The 19,952-nt window shown below is 53.4% G+C and carries 9 protein-coding genes; 4 read left to right on the forward strand and 5 right to left on the reverse strand.

Translation table 11 applies throughout. The features are described 5' to 3' along the window. Positions 1-3 precede the first annotated feature (3 nt). From ACSFXJ_RS02250 to ACSFXJ_RS02270, 5 genes are all read right to left on the reverse strand, one after another. Entirely contained in the window at positions 4-1,506 is a 1,503-nt protein-coding gene (locus ACSFXJ_RS02250; RefSeq protein WP_435923606.1) for a response regulator, read from the reverse strand. Positions 1,507-1,521: 15 nt separating this feature from the next. Continuing rightward, entirely contained in the window at positions 1,522-3,288 is a 1,767-nt protein-coding gene (locus ACSFXJ_RS02255; RefSeq protein ID WP_435923607.1) for a cache domain-containing sensor histidine kinase, read from the reverse strand. 34 nt (positions 3,289-3,322) lie between these two features. Next, positions 3,323-4,153 carry a carbohydrate ABC transporter permease gene (locus ACSFXJ_RS02260; protein ID WP_435923608.1) on the reverse strand — a complete coding sequence of 277 codons (831 nt, stop codon included), beginning with the start codon at positions 4,151-4,153 and terminating at the stop codon, positions 3,323-3,325. After that, positions 4,150-5,046, reverse strand: a complete 897-nt coding sequence (locus ACSFXJ_RS02265; protein ID WP_435923609.1) for a carbohydrate ABC transporter permease — start codon at positions 5,044-5,046, stop codon at positions 4,150-4,152. Before ACSFXJ_RS02265 ends, ACSFXJ_RS02260 begins: the two co-directional genes overlap by 4 nt. 256 nt (positions 5,047-5,302) lie before the next feature. Next, a complete protein-coding gene (locus tag ACSFXJ_RS02270; RefSeq protein ID WP_435923610.1) occupies positions 5,303-6,631 on the reverse strand; it encodes an ABC transporter substrate-binding protein in 1,329 nt (442 codons plus the stop codon). Between the two features lie 265 nt (positions 6,632-6,896). Between ACSFXJ_RS02270 and ACSFXJ_RS02275 the strand changes: the two genes are divergently transcribed. The 4 genes from ACSFXJ_RS02275 to ACSFXJ_RS02290 all read left to right on the forward strand — a co-directional run bounded on the left by ACSFXJ_RS02275 (position 6,897) and on the right by ACSFXJ_RS02290 (position 19,743). Beyond that, positions 6,897-9,461: a beta-mannosidase gene (locus tag ACSFXJ_RS02275; protein ID WP_435923611.1), complete on the forward strand. Its 2,565-nt coding sequence runs from the start codon at positions 6,897-6,899 to the stop codon at positions 9,459-9,461. A 320-nt stretch (positions 9,462-9,781) separates the two neighbouring features. After that, positions 9,782-11,857 carry an S-layer homology domain-containing protein gene (locus tag ACSFXJ_RS02280; RefSeq protein WP_435923612.1) on the forward strand — a complete coding sequence of 692 codons (2,076 nt, stop codon included), beginning with the start codon at positions 9,782-9,784 and terminating at the stop codon, positions 11,855-11,857. A 36-nt stretch (positions 11,858-11,893) separates the two neighbouring features. Further along, complete coding sequence (locus ACSFXJ_RS02285; RefSeq protein WP_435923613.1) at positions 11,894-19,318, forward strand: polymorphic toxin-type HINT domain-containing protein; 7,425 nt, start codon at positions 11,894-11,896, stop codon at positions 19,316-19,318. A 14-nt stretch (positions 19,319-19,332) separates the two neighbouring features. Further along, entirely contained in the window at positions 19,333-19,743 is a 411-nt protein-coding gene (locus tag ACSFXJ_RS02290; protein WP_435923614.1) for a hypothetical protein, read from the forward strand. The last annotated feature ends 209 nt before the right edge of the window (positions 19,744-19,952 follow it).

Consider the following 19,952-nt stretch of genomic DNA (forward strand, 5'->3'; position numbering starts at 1 on the left):
TCTTCAGGAAGACTGACTGATCCGCTTGTACTCATTCGGCGTGACGCCGACGATTCGTTTGAACAGTTTGTTGAAATAGGCGGGATCGGGATAGCCGACCTCGCAGCCGACTTCGTGCACTTTCATTTCCGAGGAATGGGAAAGCAGCTCCTTGGCTTTGCGGATCCGTACTTCGATCAAATAATCGGTGATGGTCATGCCGGTTTCCTGCTTGAACAGCTTGCTAAGATAGCTTGGCGTCAGGTATACCAATCCGGCGAGGTGTCCCAATTCAGCAGGCTGGTCGTAATGCTCGGCGATCCACTTTTTGACGATTTCCACGGATTTTCCGCCATGCTCGAGCCGGCCTTCGCGGATTCGCTGCAACGATTTCGTGAATTCGCCGGCAAACCGGTTTTTGATCTCCGCGAACGTCAAACCGTCGCGAATCTGATCTTCCAGCGCCGAGCCGTGTAAGGCATTCGCCGTTTTGTTCCATTCCGGCAACTCGGCCCCGGCCGCTTCGCAAACATGGCGGCAAAGCGACAGGAGGGTGTTGCGGGAAGCCTTGGCCTCCCGAAGCTCCGCAAACAGCTCATCCAATATGCCGCCCGCCCTCGAAATGTTCAGCACCTGCAGGGCCTGAACCAGCGATTCCCGCGAAAGGGCAAACCGTTCCGCAACGTCAAGCGTTTGTTCGAACGACGGATGATAGGAGGTATAGTTCCAGGGCTCCTCCTCATACATGCCCCGGTCGCAGGCCGCCTTCGCTTCGGCGAACGCTTGGCTAAGCAGCCCGGGATTGCCGTATCCCCGGCTTGATCCGGCAAGTACGATGCCTGGCTGAGGATACCGCCGGAGGCGGTCTGCCAGGACGGCAATATCCCCGGGCTCCGGAGGTTCCTCGTAATAGCTGATCAGCGTAATTCCGCCGTCGCCGGGGTCCACGATATCGAAGCAATGGTCCTCGGGCTGGCGCCGGAGCAGGCTGACATTGGAACGAAGCGCTTCCATATCCTCGCCTTTTAGTACGGTTACCGCATAGTAAGGCCGCGGCAAAACCAGTCCGGGCAATTTGGAACAAAGTGCCGTGGAGCTTTGCAAATAAGAGACCAGAAGTCCGGAACGCAACCGTTCTTCCTGCCCCAGGCTGGTCTCTTTTTTCTCGTCCAGTTCATATAGCAAAGCAAACAGCTGTTTCTTATTGATCGGCTTCAGCAAGTAATCGACCGCCGAATATCGCAGCGCCTGCCGGGCGTACTCGAAATCGGTGAATCCGCTCATGATGATGCATCGGGCTTCCGGGCGGACCAGTTTCAGTTCCTTGATCAGCTCCAAACCGTCGACAAGAGGCATGCGGATATCGGTAATCACCACGTCGAAATCGGAAGAGGCCGCAAAGTCCAGCACTTCCTCGCCGTTGGCAAATGTTCCGGTTACCGTGAACCGGTCGCTTTCTTTGGCGACCATCTTCGCCATCCCTTCGCGGATCGTCATTTCATCATCGGCAATCACGATGCGCAGCAACGCTGTCTACCTCCTTTACAATTTGAGGAGCCCGGCAATCCTAAGGGTGACGGTGGTCCCTTCCCCGGGCATGCTGGTTACGTCCAAGCTCGAGCTCTCTCCATAATGCAGACGTATTCGTTCATTCACGTTGCGAAGGCCGATCCCGAATTTATCCGTTTTTCCATCGTTCAGGCTCTCGTTCAAGCCGGCCAGCCTTTCCGCACTCATCCCGACGCCGTCGTCGTAAACGGCAAACAAGACGTCATCCCGCTCGTTCCAGGCCGTTATGGAGATCATCCCCGCGCCGGCCTGCTTCTCAAGGCCATGGAATACGGCGTTTTCCACAATCGGCTGAAATACCAGCTTGATAATGGGGAGCTGATAAAAAGATTCGGGAACGATGAACCGGTAACTGATTTTATCCGGAAAACGGATTTGCAGCAGCTGCAGGTAGTTTTCGACATGCTCGAGCTCGCGCTGTACGGTCGAAATTTCATCGCTGCGGGTAATGCTGTATCGCAGCAGCTGCCCGAGCAAATAAGTCAGCTCGGCGACGCGATCGTCGTCGTTGAGCTCGGCCAGCATGCGGATCGATTCCAGTGTATTGTATATAAAATGCGGATTGATCTGGTTCTGCAGGGCCAGCATATCCGCCTTTTGCTTGCTTTTTTCGGTCTCGTACACTTCCTGGAGCAAATCCTGAACCCGGCCGAGCATCCGGTTGAAATGGCTGCCGAGCATGCCGATCTCATCGTTGTGCTTCACGTTGACCCGGACATCCAGTTTGCCGCGCTGCACCTGCTTCATGAGCTGGACCGTCCGCTTCAGCGGTTTGGTCAGCGCGTAGGAGATGAACATCGCCACCACCAGCGCAAAACCGAGGATGGACAAGGTCATCACCATCATGGCATTGCGGCTCTGTTTGATGGGGCCGAGCAATTCCTGCAGCGGAATCGTCACCAGCGTCTTCCATCCGGTGCTCTCCGAGACGGAATACACCGCGATATGGGGCTCGCCGTCAATATTCAGACGGAAGCTTCCCCGCGAATTCACGGCGCCGGCCAGCAGGGCGTTCCCCGTCAGGTTTTCGCCAAGCCGGTCCGGGTCGCTGTTGTAGACGATTTTTCCGTTTTCGTCGACGATCACGGTGTCGCCGTGGGTGACACTGTTCAAGGGCTGGATGATCCCCTCAAACAGCCGAATATCGACATCGATGACGATGATTCCGATATCCTTCAGCGTGCTGACGGACTGGATGGAGCGCATGACGCTGAACACCTGCCGCTCCTCCGAGCCGTTGACCCGGACGGGATGCGTGCCGACAAGCACGGGCGCCAAACCGGCCTTGCGGGTTCGTTGCTGCCACTCCGCCAGTCTTTCGTAGGGATACAGTTCATTAAGACCGGGTTTGTTGAAGTAAAAAATCGTCCCATAACGGTCGGTCATATAAACCGCGGAAATTTCCTCTTTCGTATTCGCCAAATACATCAGGAACATATTGACGGAAGAATTTTTGTCCCAATCGGTTCCCTTTTGATCAAGATACTTCTGCACATCCTTGTTGTAGAGCGGCAGAATGGTAGACCGCTTAAGGTCCGCGATATACCGGTCCACTTTATCCATCGCATTATCCGCCAATTGGCCCGCCGATTCGGTCGTGCTTGCCAGCATCGCATCCGAATTGGTCCTGTAGGACGAATAGCTGACATAGGTGATCGGCAGCGTGATCAGAAACACGAAGATGACGACCAGCTTTTTTTGCATCGACAAATTGGCGAAAAACGACCACAGCTTCTTCAACGGTTATCCCCTGACCCTCCGCATAAACTGCTTCTTATTTTACAGCACCGCTGGCGACGCCTTCAAAGATATATTTTTGGAGGAAAAAGTAGAGAATGACGGTCGGCAGCAGGATGAGCAGAATCGCCGCGCTGATCAGGTTCCAGTTAGCGACGTTGAGTCCCTGGAACCGCATTAACACGGTGGTTACGACGCCAAGACTTTGCTTCGGCATGTAAAGATACGGCGTGTACATATCGTTATAAATACTGATCGATTTCAAAATAATCAACGTCGACGTCGCCGGCGTAAGCAGCGGAAATATAATGGAACGGTAAATCCGGAACAGGGAAGCCCCTTCCACCATGGCGTTCTCGTCGAGATCCACCGGAATGTTGCGGATAAATTGCAGATAAAGAATGATCTGGATTACGTCCGCCCCGATGTACAAAATGATCGGAGCTCCCATCGTATTGTACAGTCCGAGCGATTTAATGATCCCGAACGTGGCGACCTGGGTCGTGATCCCCGGGATGACGGTGGCGAACAGGTAAAGGGCGAACACCGCCTTTTTCATGCGGAAATCGAATCTGCCCAGCACATAGGCGACCATCGTGCCGAACAGGATGTTGAACACGAGCGCGACGCAGATAATGATCAGCGTATTGGCAAAGCCGCTCAACAGTCCGCCGCGTTCAAAAACGACTTTGAAGTTTTCAAAGTTAAAAAAGCTTTTCGGCAAAGCCATCGTGCTGGCCGTGTTGAATTCCTCGTCCGCTTTGAAGGAGTTGACGATGACCACGTAAGGAGGAAACAGGACGAAGAACACGCCGATCAGCAACGTAATATATTTGAACGTATCCGCGATGGTTTTTTTTCGGGTCATTTGCCGCTTCCCCCTCTGCTAAGAACGAATTGCTGCAATCCGACAACGACGACGACGAAGAACAAAAGAATAATGCTCATCGCGGAGGCGAGGCCGTAATTGTTAAACGCAAACGCCGTTTCGATGACGCGCTGCACGTAAGTTTGGCTTGCTCCGGCCGGGCCGCCCTTCGTCAGAACGAACGGAAGGTCGAATACTTCGAGTGCGCCCGTGACGGTCAGGAACAGGTTTAACTGGATGACCGGCTTCATGTTCGGCAGCGTAATGCGCCAGAAGGTTTGCCAGGCGTTGGCACCGTCGATTTTGGACGCCTCGTAAATGTCCTGAGGAATCGCCTGCAGGGAAGCGATGTAAATAACCATGTTATATCCCATGAACCGCCATAATCCGGTTGAAGCGAGCGAGTAGTTGACGAGCCCTTCGGTGCCGAGCCAGCTGGTCTCGCCGAGACCGGTCAGTCCGATGCTGTTCAGAAACAGGTTGAGGGAGCCTTGCGTCGTATCGAATACGTAGCCGAACATAAAGGCGACGGCCACGCCGTTCATAATATAAGGAAGGAACAGGAGCAGACGGAAAGCGTTCCTGCCGCGAAGCCGTGTGTTCAGGATAACGGCAAAATAAATGGCTACCGCGTTTTGCACCAGTCCCATGACGAAGTAGGCGAAGTTATGCGTGAAAACCCCGAAAATATCCGGATTCGAGAATACCTCCCGGTAATTGTCCAGACCGACCCAGGGCTTCTCCGGGCTGTAGCCGTCCCACTCGGTAAAGCTAAAGTAGACGAGTTTGGCGGCAGGGTAGTAAGTGAACAAGAGGAGCAGAGCTACCGGGATGAGCAGGAACATAAAAATAATGAGCTTTTTTTGCCTCCCGTAAGTCAGTGATCCAAACATGCCATAATCCCTTCTTTCCTTAGAGGTAGTTCAAAAAGTCATCTTTTGATCACGAAGTGTATCGGATAGCATATTCGGCATCGAATCTTGAATTCAGACGCTCCTTCCGGTGCTCACGCAGGTTCTGCCTACGCTCCGCTCCTCACTCGCGCCTTCATCCAACCTTCTCGGTGCTGAAAAGCCGACTTTTTGAACCATTATTTATAGCAAAATGGATTATCGAAAGGCCGATAACCCATTTTGCATCCGGTGCGGATTAGTAGCCGAGATCTTTTTTCGCTTTGGCCCAGGCTTTGTTCCACTTATCAAGAACCGCTTGCGGATCTTTGGCGAGGACAAACTCCTGCGCGATCGCCGGCAAATCGATTTGCGCTTTGTTCGAAATTTCGATGACCTTCGGATCATCCGCCAAGCCTTCCTGGAACTCGACTCCGGTAGCCTGGAACTCCTTCAATTGGGCCAGCTTGGATTCGCGGCCTTCCAGCGGGGACATGAAGCCTGCGAAATCCTCATATCCGGATTCTTCGATCATCCAGGTCAGGAATGCCTTGGTGGCTTCCAGGTTTTTGCTGTCTTTGTTGACGGCGTAAAAGAAGTCGGGGCTCAGAGCGGCTCTGATTTCTCCCGAGTTGTCGTACGGAAGCGGGAAGAAGCCGATATTTTCAGGTTCCGCGCCCACGCCGATCACCTGGTTGATGACCCAGTTGCCCAGGAAGTACATCGCCATCTTGCCGTTCGCCAGGTCTTTTTTGGATTGCTCCCAGTTGGTGGAGTTGATGTCTTTTTCCAGATAGCCTTTGTCGGCCAGCTCTTTAAGCAGGCTCATGGCTTTACCGTAACCGTTGTCCATGGAGAACGGAGCTTCGGAATTGATTCTTTCGTTAGGGAAGTTTTGGTTGTTCTCGATCAGTCTCGGCATATCGTAAACCCAGTTGCCCAGCGGCCATTTATCCTTAAAGTTGGAGGCCAGCGGGATGACGCCGTTTTGCTTCAGCTTTTCGCAGGCGGCCAGGAATTCGTCCCAGGTTTTAGGGATTTCCGTAATGCCGGCATCCGCAAACGCCTTTTTGTTGTAGACGATGCCCGCGGTAGAGTTGCCTGTCGTGATGCCGTACAGCTTGCCGTCGTAGGATTTGAAATCTTTAAACGTCAGATTGCTGCTGAGCTGCAAGTCGTCAAGCGATGCGAAATATTTCGGCAAATCCGAGTTCGGAATGTCCGGAATGAACATCAGGTCGGGAAGCTCGCCGCTGGCCATCCGCACTTTGGCTTGCTGATTGTAGTCGGTCTGGCTGCCTTCGAATTCGATTTTGATATCGGGATACTTTTCGTTGAAACGCTTGATGTATTCGTCGTATTCCTTACCGATCATGTCCGTACGGTTGGTCAAAAACGTCACCTTGCCGCTGAGCGTTTTCTCGCCGGAGCTTTCGCTTCCGGAATTTTGCGTGGCCGTGTTCGTGCCCCCGGAGTTTCCGGTTTTACCGGCGTCTTTGTTGCCGTTGTTTCCGCCGCCGCAGCCCGCCAAAACGGCGGATAGTGCGAAGATCATCATGAATGCCATCAGGATGCTTTTCTTTTTCATGCTTTCATCGCCCCTCGTTTATCATATTTGTTAGCGCTTACACAATAATTCTATATCACCTGTTAGTGCATTAAAATGTTCCCAGTTATTATTTATTGTCTTTAATTATGCTGTTTGCTCCGTCTGTTTCATGTTACATTACATAAAAAGTTCTGAAAATCCATCTTTTGTTCTATTAAAAATATAACAACAAGCTAACAAAATGATTGCTATTTACGAATAAACAGCGATAATTAAAGTATGACTACGTTTACATGGAGGATATATGAGCCGTCAACAACAACAACTTTTGCTGAACAATTGGAGCTTTAAAGCGAGTGACGAGACCCAGTGGAACCCGGCCAAGGTGCCTGGAACCGTGCATAGCGACCTGTTGAACAACGGATTGATTTCCGACCCGTTTTATGGAACCAACGAACATGATCAACAGTGGATCGACAAGAAGGATTGGGATTATCAAACGACCATAACGCTGTCGGATGCCTGGCGGGATTTTTCCCGGGTTGAGCTGGTATTCGACGGATTGGATACTTATGCGGATGTATTTGTAAACGGGGAAAAAGCGTTGTCCGCGGATAACATGTTTGTGGCGTGGAGCGCGGATGTGAAGAGTTTGCTCGTGCCAGGGGAAAATACGGTGCTTGTCCGTTTCCGCTCTCCGATTCAGGAGGACCTCCCCAAATTGGAGAAGCTGGGATACGCGCTGCCCGCATCCAACGACCAGTCGGAACTGGGCGGCCTGGGCGACCGGAAAGTCAGCGTGTTCGCGCGCAAAGCCCCGTACCATTATGGTTGGGATTGGGGTCCGCGCTTCGTGACCAGCGGAATTTGGCGCGAAGTCCGGCTTGTCGGCTGGTCCGGCCCGCGTCTGACCGATTTGTTCATCCGGCAGGATGAAGTCGGTGCCGAGGCTGCGAAATTGACGGCCGTTGCCGAAATTGAAGCGGACGAAGCTTGGGAAGGCGCGCTGGTCGTCAAGACGGATGCGTTGGCCTGGGAACGCGAAGTTCAGTTGAAGCCGGGGCGGCAAACGGTCGAGCTTCCGCTGGAGATTGCGAAGCCGCGACTTTGGTGGTGTCAGGGGCTTGGCGAGCCTTCGATGTATGAGTTTTGCGCAAGCCTGCGGCATGAGGACGGTGCTGCGGCGGCGGAACGCCGGATCAAAACGGGATTACGGCAAATCCGGCTTGTCCGTGAGCGGGACGAAGCGGGAGCCTCCTTCCGTTTCGAACTGAACGGGGTCCCTGTATTCGCGAAAGGGGCCAACCATATTCCGAACGACAGCTTCATTCCGGAAGTCACGGCGGAACGCTACCGGCACGAGATCGCTTCGGCCGCCGAGTCCAATATGAACATGCTGCGCGTATGGGGCGGCGGTTTTTATGAAGAGGACGTATTTTACGACCTTTGCGACGAGTACGGCATTTTGGTGTGGCAGGACTTCATGTTCGCCTGCAGCATGTATCCCGGGGACGAAGCATTTTTGCAAAGCGTCCGCGCGGAAGCGGAATACAATATCAAACGGCTGCGGAATCACCCTAGTATCGCGCTGTGGTGCGGCAATAACGAAATGGACTCGGCTTGGGCCCATTTTGATGAAGACGGCGGCTGGGGCTGGAAAAAGGACTATAATGCGGAACAACGGGAGAAAATCTGGGCCGATTACGAGGCGATTTTCCACCAAATGCTGCCGGAAGTCGTGGAACGCCTGAGCGGCGGCGTGGCTTATTGGCCTTCCTCGCCGATGCGCGAATTGACGGGAGACGCGAACCAGCACGCGACCAAGGTAACCGGCGAAGGGGACGTGCATTATTGGGGCGTATGGCATTCGGTAGAGCCGTTCTCCAACTATAACGAGCGCGTTGGACGGTTTATGAGCGAGTACGGATTCCAGTCTTTCCCGGAACTGTCCTCCGTACTTCGGTATGCGACCGAGGACCAGCTTGAGCTGGAGTCGGAAGTGATGCTGGCCCACCAGAAAAACGGCAGAGGCAACCAGTTGATTAAGGAATATATGGAGCAATACTTGCCGGAGCCGCGCGATTTTAAATCGTTCCTTTATATGAGCCATGTGCTGCAGGCGGAGGCGATCCGGATCGCGATCGAAGCCCACCGCAGAAATAAGCCGTTCTGCATGGGGACGCTGTACTGGCAGATGAACGATTGCTGGCCGGTCGCCTCCTGGGCGGGGATGGATTATTACGGGCGCTGGAAAGCTCTGCAATACACGGTTCGCCGCAGCTTCCGCGATGTGATGCTGTCGGTGGACGAAGCGGCGATGGCGGAGGGCAACTTGGTCATCCACGCCGTGTCCGACCGGCGGGAGGAACTGCAGGCCACGCTTCGCGTGGCGCTGCATGATTTCGGCGGCGAACTGCTCGCCGAGCAGTCGCAGGCGGTGGTGTTGGCCGCCGATTCCGCGGCGGTCGTCCACAGCGCTCCGGTAGCCGAGCTGCTGAACGGACGGGACGGCAAGTCCGCGGTGCTGCACGTCAGCCTCTCGGACAGCGAGGGCCGGGTGCTGGACAGCCGGCATGCTTATTTTGCCGGAGCCCGCGAGCTGACCCTGCCGGAGGCGGCGGTCACCGTCACCGAGGTGCCGGGCAGCGGCGGCAGCGCGTTTACGCTGGAGACCGACGCGCTCGCCAGACAGGTATGGATTCATGCCGAAGAAGAGGGCATCTTCTCCGATAACTTCTTCGACCTGCTCCCTGGGCAGCCGGTCACGGTCGAATTCCGGCGCCGCGGCGGAGAGGGCAGCGCGGAGGCGTTTGTTCAGGGCTCGCCGGGTTCGGTGACCGTTCGCTCGATGCGGGATTTTGTGAAATAAATAGAAGCGAAAAACAGCAGTTCGCCATGGGGCGGGCTGCTGTTTTTTAATGTCCGGTTGTAGCAGCGGAGTACTCTTTTCGTTTGCCTATGACCTATATCTCTCTGTAGTAAAGCTATGGCAGCGAAATAAGGTCGTTTGGGGCTTATTTGGAGAAAAAGATAGAGTCTGGAAGATTGTGGATATATAAGTGGGTACTTTTTACTATTCAATAGGATGAATCTTCCAATTAAAACCCGTTCTTCCGATATACATTAATAAGACATGGGATACAGGAATTAGGAACTATGTCTTATAAAGAATGGAGGTATAGCAAAATAATGGAAGAACTTACATCGAGAAAAAGGCCGCGGAGCTGGAGGCGAGCATGCCTGCTATGGGCTGCCGTATGCCTTGCGGTAAGCTTCGGCGGGCCGGGGGCGGTCTCTGTTAATGCCGCGGATGGGAGCGCGTTCACGGCCGGAGCGATGAGCCAGTCGGATTCCGGCGTCTCCGGCGGAACCGTCGTCTGGCTGAATACGGCGGCGGACGGGGAGCAGCAGATCTATTCCCGCGACGAAGCAACCGGTGCCGTAAAAGCGCTCACAACCCGAAATACGGCCAAGGATGTGCCTTATATCAGCGGAACGACCGTCGTCTGGGCGGATAAAGGGGATCAGGACCCGTCGTCCGCCAACTGGGATATTTACAGCTATGACCTTTCCACCGGGGTGGAGCGGAAGCTGAACAACAAATCCGGCGAGTATTCCAATCCATCCGTGGATGGAAGCGGCGTGGTCTGGTCGGACAACCAGAAATACGGCCGGATCATTTATCATGATCCCGTGACCGGGGCGGAAGCATCGCTTGGCGAAGGCCGCTACCCGGTGCTTAACGACGGGCAAGTCGTTTACAAAAACGCCCGCGATGGCGGTCTTAGCGTGCTTGAGCTGAGCAGCGGCGTAAACCGTTCGCTGGTCAGTTTGGGTGGAAGCAATTACGTCGATTGGTTCGTGACGAACGGCGATTATGTGCTTTTCAAACAAAAGAACGGCAACCTCGAAAGCAAATATGGGATGGTTTCGCTTCGAAATCCGTTATCCGATCCCCAGGATCTGACGAAGATGAGCGTCAAAACCGAAGAATACGCTTTTATGTCGATGGGGGACACGCAGGCTGTCTTTTTGGTGAACGAAGGCGGACAGGCGGTGCTCAAAGGGGTAGATCTTGCATCCACGAAGGTGTACTCGCTGGGTGAAACCGGGTCCGGCAAAAAATACATAGGCTTTAACGGCGACCGGCTTCTGTATATCGGGACGGACGGTTCGCTGGGTTCGCTCGATTTGAGCAAGTACAACACCGGCCCGGCTACGGGCGGAGGCTCTTCATCTTCGCCGGGTTCAAACGGTTCCTCTTCCGGAACGGAGAGCAGTGGAATTAAGACCCCGTTGACCTCCGTCAAATTTGTCATCGGAGCCGAAGGCGGAACGATCAGCCTCACGGATGGCAGGGTCAAACTTGATGTCGTTTCCGGAACTTTTGCCAAGGAGACGGAAGTGACGGTTTCCGAAATGGACAAAGCAGGGTACGCGTTGAAAGACGAGAAGGGCCGTACGCTGGAAGCCGCCGGAGCGGTATGGAGCATTCAGGCCGCCGCCGAATTCGGCAAAGAAGCGCAGCTCGCACTGGCTTACGGAGATGATGCCTATTGGACGGAGCATCGCGAAAAGCTCGGCATTTATCAATACAATGAGGCGCTTGGTTACTGGACTTATGTCGGCGGGGCTACGGATGACTCCAATGGCCGTTATGTCAGTACCTCGATCGGTTCGTCCGGCACGTATGCCGTATTGTTGCGGAAGATCAGCTTCGGTGATGTTAATTCCGGTCACTGGGCCGTTAAAGAAGTCGAAGTATTGGCCTCCCGAGGCATCGTGGACGGAATGGGGGCTAACCAATTTGAGCCAAAAGGCACTTTGACCCGCGCCCAATTCAGCAAAATGCTGGCAAGCGCACTCGGCATCTCGCCGATCACGCCCGCACAGCCGACCTTCCGGGACGTCGCTTCCGCGAAGTGGAGCTACGGATGGGTGGAAGCCGCCGCCGCCGCGGGAATCGTGGAAGGCGACCAGGGGCTGTTCAAGCCGGAGGACGCGCTCACCCGGGAACAAATGATGGCGATGCTGGTCCGCGCCGCCAAAGAGAAGCTTGGCGAAGGACAGACTCAAGGCTCCGGAGTGGACCGGTTCAAAGACCGCGACGCGATTAGCGCATGGGCTTTGCCATTTGTGGAGCAAGCCGTGTCGTTGAAGCTCGTGGAAGGCAGCGGCGATCTCATCAACGCCCGCGCCACGACAACCCGGGCGGAAGCGGCTGTAGTCATTTACAGACTGCTGGAGAAGATCGGGCAATTGTAAATTTAACGATTTTGTTGAATGGAGAGATATAGGTAGATGAATTTAATGAAGAGTCTTTTTCATAAATTACGATCCGTTCGGCCAAAGGCCGTTCTGATCAGCATGCTTGTCCTTGTCCTGCTGGTGACGTCCGTTCCGTTCGTTCCCGGCATGAACATCCAAACGGCGAGCGCTTCGACCAACCTGCGCATTTCGCCGAGCGAGATCAATACGGATCTCGGCGAAAAGACCGTCATCAGCTTCAGCTTCAGCGCGGCGGATAACGGTCAGGCGGAGCATGAAGTCAAAATCAATCTGTGCACGCCAGGCACCAACGGCGGGCCGCCGCAGCTGGGCCAACTGATTGCGAGCGGCAAATACCGCACGAAGAACGCCCAAGGCGAGTACATCGTGCACGAAGTGGAATGGGACGGAAAAATCGGGGGCGTTCCCCTGCCGGAAGGCAAATATTATATCGCCGTTTCGCCGGCCGACTATAACGGAATCGGCGTGTATTACGGTCAAATCGGCAGCTTCGAGATCGTGAACGGCACGCAGCCGAAGCCGCCGGCTTCGATTGTTCTGGAGGCGGGCGCTTCCGGAACCACCGTGGTCAAGGGGACTTCCGAAGCCGGATCCACGGTCAGCCTGGAGGTGCGCAACGCCAGCGGCAACCTGGTGGACAGCCATACCGGCATTTCGGTAAACGGACAGGGACAATGGAGCAAGTCGTTGAACCTTGCCGCCGGACAATTGTTCCAGATTGCTACCCGAAGCCATCGGGACGGTCTGGATTCCAGCTATTCCGAGATCAAGGAAGTGCTTCGCTACGCCGTACCGGGCTTCCCGGTCACCTGGCGGGCGCTGGCCGGTTATTATTACAAGGCGGATTCCACGGCGTCCGTCCATGCGAAGGTACAGGAGATTGCGGCCTGGAACGGCCTCGGGACGGTAAGCGAGAACGACAATGTATCCGGATCGTCCGTATTGCTGATTCAACCGCAAACCGCCGGACAACTGACCCAAGCGGATTTGGCGCAGTTTACGGCCGAGGCGATCAAAAAACGGCTGCGCATCGTCAATCCGTCCTGGAGCGGAATGGTGGAGCCCGCGCGGGGAGATTTTGCCTATTCCACCGATGTGCTTGAATTGCAGGCGCTCATGCCGCTGGGCTTCGGCTTGTCCTATTTGAGCCGCGATCCTTACACCGGTGTAAATGGGCTGGGATGGCACCATTCCTACGAATGGCGTCTCACGCCGATCGACGGGAAACAGGAGCTGATGCAGCCGGACGGAGCGCGCTTTGAATTTGTTCCGTTGGCGGGCGGCAAGTACCTGACCCCGGTAGGAACGGACTGGATTTTGGAGCAAAACGGAAGCGGGCATGTGCTCAAAACGCCGCAAGGCATGAGCTATCAGTTCGACGGCAACGGCCTGCTGACTTCGATTCGCGATTTGAACGGTAATGAGATCGGTTTGACGTATCAAAACGAGCTTTTGCAAAGCGTGGCAACGGACGGAGCTTCATTGGCACTAAGTTATAACGGAAGCGGCCAGCTGGTATCGGTCACCGATCATACGAGCCGGAAGCTGGAATACGGATATGACGGCAACGGGGATATGGTTTCCTTTACCGATGTCGACGGTTCCGTGACGAAGTTCGGCTATGACGGCAACCACCATGTGGTGTCGGTAACCGATCCGGCCCAAACGGCGGTCATGAGCGTAACCTACGATCAACATCAGCGGGTGACGGGCTTTACCGATTTTTACGGATCGACGGAGACGGCGGAATATAGCGGGGAAGTAGCCCCGGTTGTGCGCGAGGAAGAGGATCCGGAGCTGCCGACCGGTCCGGTGTCGATTAACCCGAATAACGGGCGGGACATGCCGGAATCGGATGTCGTGATTTTGTCGGGAACGATGCACAATTTGCGAAATGCCCCTCCTTACAAAATCGTCCCGGGATTGAAGCCGGTCATCACGAATTACCTGGACGGCTTGACGGCAGGGATTCAAAAGAAAGCTGACGAGTTTGAAGCGGCGGCGGGCTCGGGTACCGCAGGGGATATGGAAGCTGTGAAAAAGAAAATATCCGCAAGCAGCGGCAGCGGTCCGGTCATCGTCCGGGCAGGGCAGCTGAATGTGGAGGAAAGCGTGACCCTCGGCAGCTCGAGCAAGCCGGTGATTTTGATCGCGGATGGAATCAACACGAATAAAGATATCACGGTCACCATTCACGGGACGCTGATTTTGAAGCAAGGGCTGAATGCCAATACGAAGTTGAAGCTGAATGCTTATAAAGTAGGCGGTGCCTACGGAAACATCTGGGCGAACGGCACGATTCATCTCAACAATGATTCGGCGGTAAAAGTCGACGACACGCTTTATGCGGGAGTTTTGACGTATAACAGCGGCCAGTTGACGGTCGACGCGCAAAACGTAATCGTGCGGGGCGACTTGTCGATCAACACGAAGGTCATCATGAACATCGCCAAGGAGATGACTCTGGGCGGGATCGTCTCCAATAACCAAATTGCGGACTTGACCATCACGGGCGGCGATTTGTTCGTCCGCGACAATGTCCATGTCAACAATCAAATGTCCGTGGTTGCGGGCGGCGTTTTTGCCATCGGCGGCGATATGGTACCGAATCAGACGCCGAAGGTTCGCGTCGGCGTCGGTAGCGGCAAGACGATCCTGACCTATCCCGAAACGCTTGCGGCGAGCGGGTCTGGAACGGGCAATTCGGTTGCCGCAGCCGGAAGTACAGGCGGGGCTACACCACCTGCCGGCATTTCCGCAACCCTTTTGTCGGTCAGCGAAACGAAGCGCACGGATGCGCTCGGACATGCGACGACGTATGTATGGGGAAGCCGGTTTTTGCTTTCCGATTTGCAGCTGCCGGACGGTTCCGACTGGCAGTATGATTATGACGCGGGCCATCGCCTGGCGGCCGTGACCGACGGTAACGGCTACAAAACCACGGCAAGCTATGACGCCCGGGGCAACAAGGTGCTGGTAACCGACGGAAACCGGCAATCGACGGTCATCCGGTATAATGACCTGAACCTTCCGGTGGAGGTCGTGAATTCGCTCGGCAAGACTACGGTATATGCCTATGATGCGGCAGGCAATTTAACCGCTCAAGAGGATGCGCTTGGCAACCGCGTGGAGATCGCAAGAGACAGCCGCGGCGTGCCGACACAAGTCACGGATGCGCGCGGGAAAACGACGCAGTACACGCTTGATGCGGCCGGGTTTGTGGCCTCGGTGACGGATCCGACCGGTTATGTGACGGAAATGGATCGGGATGCGCTGCATCGGGTCACCACGACTCGGGATAGCGAAGGGGTCATCGAGGAAGTGGCTTATGACGCCAAGGACCGGGTCACGTCCGGTAAGGATGCCCTGCAGCAAACGGCGGAATGGACGTACGATGACAACGGCAATCTTTTTACTTTCAAGGATGAAGCCGGATCGACAACGTCTTATAGCTACGATGTATACCGCATGGCGTCGGTGACGGATCCGCTCGGTCACCTTAGCGAAACAGTGTATGACGTTGCAGGTAACATCGTGGAGGAGAGCGACGGCAACGGCGGGGTCAATCGTTACGAATACGACGGCATGGGCCGGATCGTCAAAATGGTGGATGCCGACGGCAACAGCACGGCCTACACGTATGACGGCAACGGCAATGTGGCTTCCGTGACGGACGCCGAAGGAAACAAAACGGAGTATACGTATAACCACCTGGGCCAACTTTTAACGGTAAAAGATGAGCTTGGAACAGTTATGCAGTATAAATACGATGCGGAAGGGCGGCTCACCAAAGAGACCGATGCGCTCGGCAACAGCACATGGTACGGATATGACGCGGCCGGCCGGATGATCGAGAAGACGGATGCGTTGGGATACGTCACCAAATATGCATACGACGGCTCCGGTAATTTGGTGGAGACCACGCTGCCGGACGGAAACGTGTGGACGAATAAATATGATGATCGCGGATTTGCAAGCGGCACGGTCGATCCGTTGGCCCGGGAAACCTCCCTGGCGAGGGATGGCCGCGGACGGTTGACCTCGTTCACGGATGCCGAAGGCAACGCGACGGAGTATGAGTATGACGCGCTTGGCCGTACGACCTTGATTCGCGATGCGCTGGGGCATGAAACAAAATATACCTACAATGCGCTTGGACAGGTGGCTGAGTTGGCGGATGCCAAAGGACAAACGACGAAGTTCAGCTACGATGCCTTGGGGCAACTGACCGAAGTCATTGATGCGGCGGGCAACGCGTCGTCTTACACTTATGATGCGCTGGGCAACCTGTTGACGAAAAAGAACCCGCTAGGTGCAGTTACAAGCTACAGTTACAATGGACGGGGATTGGTGGAAAGCACGGTCAATACGTTGCAGGAAATTACGTCCATGGCGTATGACGGAAACGGAAACTTGAAGTCGATGGCCGCGCCTGACAATACGACGACACAGTACGCATATGATCAGCGGAATCGGTTAACCGAAATTGTGTATGGAGACGGTCAGAAGGTCAAATACGGCTATGACCTGGCAGATCGCCGTTTGACGATGGACGACGCCACAGGACAAACGCGCTATAACTATGACGCGCTGGGGCGTTTGACGGAGATGATCGATCCTCGCGGCCAAAACGTCCGCTACGAGTGGACGACAACAGGTCAGCGCAGCCGGATCATTTACCCGGACAATACTTCCGTTATTTACGATTATGACAAGGCCGGCCAAATCAGCCAGGTGACGGACGGTCAAGGCCAGAAGACCAGCTATGCCTATAACTTAAACGGACAAGTCACCAGCCGGACCTTGCAGGGCGGGGAGACGAGCAGCTATCAATATGATGCTCTGGGTCAACTCGTCGGCATTGAACACCGAAATGCTGGAGGACAACTGCTGGAGCAGTTGAAATATGTATATGACCCTGTCGGCAATATCACGCACAAAGAACGGCAGGAACAAGGCAAGGATGAGGACCGGCCGCAAGATACGACGAAGCCGGCGGACATCGAAGATTATACGTACGATGCATTGAACCGTCTGATCGAAGTCCAGAACATGAACGGTTCGACCGTATCTTACACGTATGATGCGGCAGGCAACCGTCTGCAGAAGACGCAAACTGTTCAGGGCGTGCCGGAAGTAGAGAATTACACGTACGACCAAGCGAACAAACTGATCCGTTGGGAAAAGGGAGCCGACTACAAAGACTACACGTACGACTTGCGAGGCAACCTGCTTCAGGTAGCGGGCGTCGACAGCGCCGCGGCAATGATGCGCATCACCTCCCTGAACGTGTCGCAGGATGTTTATGGCAATATGAATCCGTTGCTCCCGAATCTGACGGGAACGCCGGATGTATTGGATACGGTAAATCCATTGGCGGATGCGTTTGCGGATCCGTTCGCGGGAAGCGGGGCGAACCCGGTTGATTTGAACTCCAATGGGACGAGCTTGGCGAATCCGAATCCAATCGATCCGTCGCAGATTGATCCGACACAAGTGGATCCAAGTCAGGTAGGCGTGACCGATCAGGTTTACGGACCGGACGCTTTTGACCCGCTTATGCTTGCAGCCTTTGCAGGACCTGGCGTATTGGAGACATACACGTGGGATGCGGCAAATCGACTGACCAGTCACATCAACCCGGCAGGTGACCAAACGGAATACCGGTATGACGGGGATAACAACCGGATTTACATGGGCGTAACCGTAGGAACCGGCAATCAGCAAAACCGTTACCCGTCCGGCCATCCGGCAGGATCGATCGACGGCTGGGAGCCGCAGTACAAGAAGCAGCAAAGCGAAATCTATTTTACCTATGACATCACAAGTCCATTGCCGGAACCTTTGTACGCGACAGATGCCAGCGGCACGAAATGGGTGCAGTCTTACGTCTATGGAGCAGCCGGGGAACGGCTTAGCATGAGCTACCTGCCGAGCGCAGACAGCAGCACCGACTGGGAATCAACTCCAGGCGCCAGCGGAGCCGCACCGAACACATCGCCGGAAACCTTGTACTACCTGAACGACATGCTGGGCAGCCCGCTCGCCTTGTTGAACCAGGACAGCGAAGTCGCGCTCCGCTACCATTACGACGAGTTCGGCACGCCGGAACAACCGGAGAAGTTCGACTTGAACTACCCGGGACCGGATAACCTGTTCGGGTACACGGGACTCGGGTATGACTCCGCGAGTGGCCTCTCGTATGCAAGGGCGAGGTATTTTGACTCGGGGATCGGAAGGTTTGTGAGTCAGGATACGTATGAGGGTGAGATTAACAATCCGCAGAGTTTGAATTTGTATGCGTATGTGCTGAATAATCCGCTGAGCTATATTGATCCAAGTGGAAATTATTGTGTTTCTGCAGATGGAAAGTATGGTCATATGGGTGAATGTAGTAATGCTAATAACGAGAGCAGATATGTCCCCGATTACGTAATTTATGATGGAATGCCTATCGTGGAAAATGGGATAATGATAGGGTATTACGATAAGAGCAAGGATAAACAGATAAAAGTATCAAAGTCTGAACAAATACCATTTAACTGGAATAGTAAAAAAAATGCCGAGTATTACTTTGAATTAATAATAGCTAATCCACCATTAGGTAGCCCTAATCCTTCTGGAAACATGGCCATTCCTGGAGGGACATCTTTGAGGAGCAAGACTAAAAATGGGAAGGGCGGATGCAACTGCTTCACCGCTGGCACAAAAGTTCTCACAGACGAAGGGGAGAAGAATATCGAAGACATTGAAGTCGGAGATATGGTTCTCGCCAAAGATGAGAATAACCCTGATGGGGAATTGGCTTACAAGGAAGTAACGGCTTTATATCGCAACCAACGTGATGATATTATTAAATTGCATGTTGGGGAGCAGGTTATCGAGACGACCGACAACCATCCGTTTTGGGTCGAAGGCAAAGGGTGGGTCTTCGCAGATGAAATTCAGGTGGGCGACAAACTCCAAAAGGCTGACGGAAGCAACCTCACGATTGATAAGGTAGAGTTTGTTAAACTGGATGAGCCAGTAACGGTTTACAACTTTACGGTTGCGGATTACCACACGTATTATGTGACGGATATTGGGATTTGGGTGCATAATACGAACTGTTACACGGCTTCAAAAGTTACTGGTGAGGGAACTCACTTACGAAGAACATATGATGTAAATGGAACAACAGTTAATGTGAACTCAGGGCATGGCTATAATCGTGCGCATAGTACAGGAAGTGTTAAAGGGATTGGTAGTATGAATCAAATCGAAAATGCAATCCTTGGAGACATTAACTCAAAGATCAATGCAGGCTTTAAATTTGCAACACCAAAAACAGGAAGGGTCGATTACATTATTGAGGTAAACGGGCAAAAACTGGGTTATAATGCTATGCGTTTGGACGATGGTTCAATCTCCGTATCAACATATTTTATACCAAAATGAGGTGGAAAAAGTTGATGAATGCTATTGAACTTTCGAAAGAAATTTGGAAGCTACGAGATATTAACTGGTCAAGTTTCTCATTGGAAGAACAAATGATATTGAATGAAAATTTTGAAAATGCAGTGAGGTTACTTAAAGATAAGATTGCGGAAAACGATTCGGATGTAACGGAATTAGTCTTTATTATAGAAAAAGACAAGGATTCGTATTCAATGCCCATTGAGGTAATGTTTAAGGTATACCAAAAATTAATCTTCTCAGAATACAAGATTACTGAAAGTATTAGGGAATTTGTTAATTACTTATCATTCTACGGTCCTGATTGGGAGGAAGAAGTAAGTAGCATCCTTCAATATTTAGAGGAAGGTATGATAAATGAGGCGAAAGAAGTTGCCTTAAAAGTGGATTATAACAAATATAATTAACTTGTGGACCTTGGGGGCGACAACCTTCAAGGTTTTTCTTTTACCCCTATCCAGTGACGAAGTAGTTGAAAACTGACAAACGAGTCTCATCTTCGATACCGATTGCTATTACGAAGCTTTTGTCACCAACCTGGAGGGTGAGCAGTGCTAATAATATTTTTTATAGGCTAAATATTCTTTTGGATGAAGCCAACTGAAATTTAAGGTGA

It is taken from the genome of Paenibacillus salivarius (assembly GCF_051307165.1).
GTDB lineage: Bacteria > Bacillota > Bacilli > Paenibacillales > Paenibacillaceae > Fontibacillus.